This window comes from Leifsonia sp. 10L418 (genome assembly GCF_056395445.1).
In genome coordinates this window covers 1-5,422 of the sequence record NZ_JBFTJN010000015.1, presented here as the reverse complement: position 1 = coordinate 5,422, position 5,422 = coordinate 1, and the positions used below count along the sequence as shown (strand labels likewise).

The 5,422-nt window shown below is 53.6% G+C and carries 3 rRNA genes; all 3 read right to left on the bottom strand.

The features are described from left to right. The 3 genes from rrf to AC1DCF_RS19115 all read right to left on the bottom strand — a co-directional run bounded on the left by rrf (position 1) and on the right by AC1DCF_RS19115 (position 5,396). A 5S ribosomal RNA gene (rrf, locus tag AC1DCF_RS19125) occupies positions 1 to 117 on the bottom strand. Between the two features lie 180 nt (positions 118 to 297). Then, positions 298 to 3,425 (bottom strand): 23S ribosomal RNA (locus tag AC1DCF_RS19120). 448 nt (positions 3,426 to 3,873) lie between these two features. Continuing rightward, positions 3,874 to 5,396: ribosomal RNA gene (locus AC1DCF_RS19115) — 16S ribosomal RNA — on the bottom strand. The 16S, 23S and 5S rRNA genes sit together here, the layout of an rRNA operon. Positions 5,397 to 5,422 lie beyond the last annotated feature (26 nt).

The following is a 5,422-nucleotide window of genomic DNA, read 5'->3' as shown; positions in this document are numbered from 1 at the left end:
GTCCGGCGGTGTCCTACTCTCCCACAGGGTCCCCCCTGCAGTACCATCGGCGCTGAGAGTCTTAGCTTCCGGGTTCGGAATGTGACCGGGCGTTTCCCTCTCGCTATGGCCGCCGAAACATCTGGTGATGAACTCCCGGTGAAGGGAGTCGTCAAGTCGTTTCGAACAATCATTGCCGTGAACCCAAACGTTCTGGGTGCACTATTCAATTGTTTTGTGCCCTCCGTGAGGGCGTTGTTCTCGACCGTACATCGAGAACCACATAGTGGACGCGTAGCAGCTTATTCAAACTGTAGTGTTATCAAATTATCGGCTTATTAGTACCGGTCAGCTCCATGAGTCTTTAGTCCTCACTTCCACATCCGGCCTATCAACGCAGTAGTCTAGCTGCGAGCCTCTCCCCCTAGGGGTTGGAAATCTCATCTCGAAGCCGGCTTCCCGCTTAGATGCTTTCAGCGGTTATCCGTTCCGAACGTAGCTAATCAGCGGTGCTCCTGGCGGAACAACTGACACACCAGAGGTTCGTCCATCCCGGTCCTCTCGTACTAGGGATAGATCTTCTCAAATTTCCTACGCGCGCAGCGGATAGGGACCGAACTGTCTCACGACGTTCTAAACCCAGCTCGCGTACCGCTTTAATGGGCGAACAGCCCAACCCTTGGGACCTACTCCAGCCCCAGGATGCGACGAGCCGACATCGAGGTGCCAAACCATGCCGTCGATATGGACTCTTGGGCAAGATCAGCCTGTTATCCCCGAGGTACCTTTTATCCGTTGAGCGACAGCGCTTCCACAAGCCACTGCCGGATCACTAGTCCCGACTTTCGTCCCTGCTCGACTTGTCAGTCTCACAGTCAAGCTCCCTTGTGCACTTACACTCGACACCTGATTGCCAACCAGGTTGAGGGAACCTTTGGGCGCCTCCGTTACTTTTTAGGAGGCAACCGCCCCAGTTAAACTACCCACCAGGCACTGTCCCTGAACCGGATCACGGTTCGAAGTTAGATATCCAATATGACCAGAGTGGTATTTCAACGATGACTCCACCTGAACTAGCGTCCAAGCTTCAAAGTCTCCCACCTATCCTACACAAGCCACACCGAACACCAATACCAAGCTGTAGTAAAGGTCACGGGGTCTTTCCGTCCTGCTGCGCGTAACGAGCATCTTTACTCGTAGTGCAATTTCGCCGAGTTCGCGGTTGAGACAGCTGGGAAGTCGTTACGCCATTCGTGCAGGTCGGAACTTACCCGACAAGGAATTTCGCTACCTTAGGATGGTTATAGTTACCACCGCCGTTTACTGGGGCTTAAATTCTCAGCTTCGCCTTGCGGCTAACCGTTCCTCTTAACCTTCCAGCACCGGGCAGGCGTCAGTCCGTATACATCGTCTTGCGACTTGGCACGGACCTGTGTTTTTAGTAAACAGTCGCTTCCCACTGGTCTCTGCGGCCTTCAAACGCTTCGGAAGTAAATTCCTACACGCCTCAGGCCCCCCTTCTCCCGAAGTTACGGGGGCATTTTGCCGAGTTCCTTAACCACGATTCTCTCGATCTCCTTAGTATTCTCTACCTGATCACCTGAGTCGGTTTGGGGTACGGGTGACTAAAACCTCGCGTCGATGCTTTTCTTGGCAGCATAGGATCACTGATTTCGCCCTTACGGGCTACCCATCGGGTCTCAGCCTTATATGAGAGACGGATTTGCCTATCTCTCGGCCTACATCCTTAGACCGGGACAACCATCGCCCGGCTCAGCTACCTTCCTGCGTCACACCTGTTAATACGCTAACCGCACCAGCATAGGGTCGTGTGCTAGGCCCAACGCCTCACCCCGAAGGGATCGGTCAMAGGGATTCAGACACTTAGCATTACTGGGTTAGTTTGGGCGGTTTTTCGTCAGTACGGGAATATCAACCCGTTGTCCATCGACTACGCCTGTCGGCCTCGCCTTAGGTCCCGACTTACCCAGGGCGGATTAACCTGGCCCTGGAACCCTTGATCTTTCGGAGGACGGGTTTCTCACCCGTCTTTCGCTACTCATGCCTGCATTCTCACTCGTGTAGCCTCCACGGCTGGTTTACACCGCCGCTTCGCTGGCCACACGACGCTCTCCTACCCATCAATACGGCTGAACCAACACAACAAGTGTGCGGCTTACCAAAAATATCAATGCCACAACTTCGGTGGCGTGCTTGAGCCCCGTTACATTGTCGGCGCGGAATCACTTGACCAGTGAGCTATTACGCACTCTTTCAAGGGTGGCTGCTTCTAAGCCAACCTCCTGGTTGTCTATGCAACTCCACATCCTTTCCCACTTAGCACGCGCTTTGGGACCTTAGATGGTGGTCTGGGTTGTTTCCCTCTCGACGATGAAGCTTATCCCCCACCGTCTCACTGCTGCGCTCTCACTTACCGGCATTCGGAGTTTGGCTAACGTCAGTAACCTTTTAGGGCCCATCGGCTATCCAGTAGCTCTACCTCCGGCAAGAAACACGCAACGCTGCACCTAAATGCATTTCGGAGAGAACCAGCTATCACGAAGTTTGATTGGCCTTTCACCCCTATCCACAGCTCATCCCCTCCATTTTCAACTGAAGTGGGTTCGGTCCTCCACGACGTCTTACCGTCGCTTCAACCTGGCCATGGATAGATCACTTCGCTTCGGGTCTAGGACATGCGACTGAATCGCCCTATTCAGACTCGCTTTCGCTACGCATTCCCCTCTCGGGTTAAGCTCGCCACATATCACTAACTCGCAGGCTCATTCTTCAAAAGGCACGCTGTCACAGCTACAAGGCTGCTCCAACGGTTTGTAAGCAAACGGTTTCAGGTACTATTTCACTCCCCTCCCGGGGTACTTTTCACCTTTCCCTCACGGTACTTGTTCACTATCGGTCATGTAGGAGTATTTAGGCTTATCAGGTGGTCCTGACAGATTCACACGGGATTTCTCGGGCCCCGTGCTACTTGGGATACTCTTCGCGCCATTGCTGCATTTCGACTACGGGGTTCGCACCCTCTATGACCAGGCTTTCAATCCTGTTCGTCTATACAACGTTGTAACGCTCACTGTTCGGCAGAATCAGCAGAAAAGTCCCGCAACCCCGACCATGCAACGCCTGCCGGCTATCACACATGATCGGTTTAGCCTCATCCGGTTTCGCTCGCCACTACTAACGGAATCACTGTTGTTTTCTCTTCCTGTGGGTACTGAGATGTTTCACTTCCCCACGTTCCCTCTACCCGCCCTATATATTCAGGCGGGAGTCACCAGGTCACCTTGCGGGCCTGGCGGGGTTTCCCCATTCGGACATCCTCGGATCACAGTTCGTTTATCAACTCCCCGAGGCTTATCGCAGATTACTACGTCCTTCTTCGGCTCTACATGCCAAGGCATTCACCGTTTGCTCTTAGAAATTTGAAATCACATGAGTTTGAATCGATTGGTGTCACGAATAAATTCGCGACAGAAATTGACCAATGATCTATACACAAGCTCRAAAGCTTGTGTGTTTGATCTTTGTAATTTGAAGCCCGAAGGCTCAAATTTAAGATGCTCGCGTCCACTGTGTAGTTCTCAAAGTACGGGCGGTATCCCCACCTGAAAGCGATTGATGCGATCAGGGGAAGATCCAGAGGAATAGTCCGACCCGAAGGTCGTTCCGGTCCCTCAGGACCCAACAGCGTGCGTCATGCAAACCTCCCCCGACCAAACCGTTCCAACCCCCGAAGGAGCGTACTGAGTTCAACCGTGTTCTGTTTGCATCAATGTCAATGTTCCACCCATGAGCGCCATCCAAGAACATTCGTCTTGGTATGACTGGCACCWTTGATCTCCCTGTATACAGAGGAGAGGTGCACGTGCTCCTTAGAAAGGAGGTGATCCAGCCGCACCTTCCGGTACGGCTACCTTGTTACGACTTAGTCCTAATCACCGATCCCACCTTCGACAGCTCCTCCCCTTGCGGGTTAGGCCACTGGCTTCGGGTGTTACCGACTTTCATGACTTGACGGGCGGTGTGTACAAGGCCCGGGAACGTATTCACCGCAGCGTTGCTGATCTGCGATTACTAGCGACTCCGACTTCATGAGGTCGAGTTGCAGACCTCAATCCGAACTGAGACCGGCTTTTTGGGATTCGCTCCACCTTACGGTATTGCAGCCCTTTGTACCGGCCATTGTAGCATGCGTGAAGCCCAAGACATAAGGGGCATGATGATTTGACGTCATCCCCACCTTCCTCCGAGTTGACCCCGGCAGTATCCCATGAGTTCCCACCATTACGTGCTGGCAACATAGGACGAGGGTTGCGCTCGTTGCGGGACTTAACCCAACATCTCACGACACGAGCTGACGACAACCATGCACCACCTGTTTACGAGTGTCCAAAGAGTTGACCATTTCTGGCCCGTTCTCGTATATGTCAAGTCTTGGTAAGGTTCTTCGCGTTGCATCGAATTAATCCGCATGCTCCGCCGCTTGTGCGGGCCCCCGTCAATTCCTTTGAGTTTTAGCCTTGCGGCCGTACTCCCCAGGCGGGGAACTTAATGCGTTAGCTGCGACACGGAGACCGTGGAATGGTCCCCACATCTAGTTCCCAACGTTTACGGCATGGACTACCAGGGTATCTAATCCTGTTCGCTCCCCATGCTTTCGCTCCTCAGCGTCAGTTACGGCCCAGAGATCTGCCTTCGCCATCGGTGTTCCTCCTGATATCTGCGCATTCCACCGCTACACCAGGAATTCCAATCTCCCCTACCGCACTCTAGTCTGCCCGTACCCACTGCAGGCCCGAGGTTGAGCCTCGGGTTTTCACAGCAGACGCGACAAACCGCCTACGAGCTCTTTACGCCCAATAATTCCGGACAACGCTTGCACCCTACGTATTACCGCGGCTGCTGGCACGTAGTTAGCCGGTGCTTTTTCTGCAGGTACCGTCACTTTCGCTTCTTCCCTACTAAAAGAGGTTTACAACCCGAAGGCCGTCGTCCCTCACGCGGCGTTGCTGCATCAGGCTTTCGCCCATTGTGCAATATTCCCCACTGCTGCCTCCCGTAGGAGTCTGGGCCGTGTCTCAGTCCCAGTGTGGCCGGTCACCCTCTCAGGCCGGCTACCCGTCGTCGCCTTGGTGAGCCATTACCTCACCAACAAGCTGATAGGCCGCGAGCTCATCCTTGACCAAAATTCTTTCCACCCCCAGGAGATGCCTCCGAGGGTCGTATCCGGTATTAGACGTCGTTTCCAACGCTTATCCCAGAGTCAAGGGCAGATTGCTCACGTGTTACTCACCCGTTCGCCACTAATCCAGGAAGCAAGCTTCCTTTCATCGTTCGACTTGCATGTGTTAAGCACGCCGCCAGCGTTCGTCCTGAGCCAGGATCAAACTCTCCGTAAATGTTTGATTGACTAACCTGACTAACC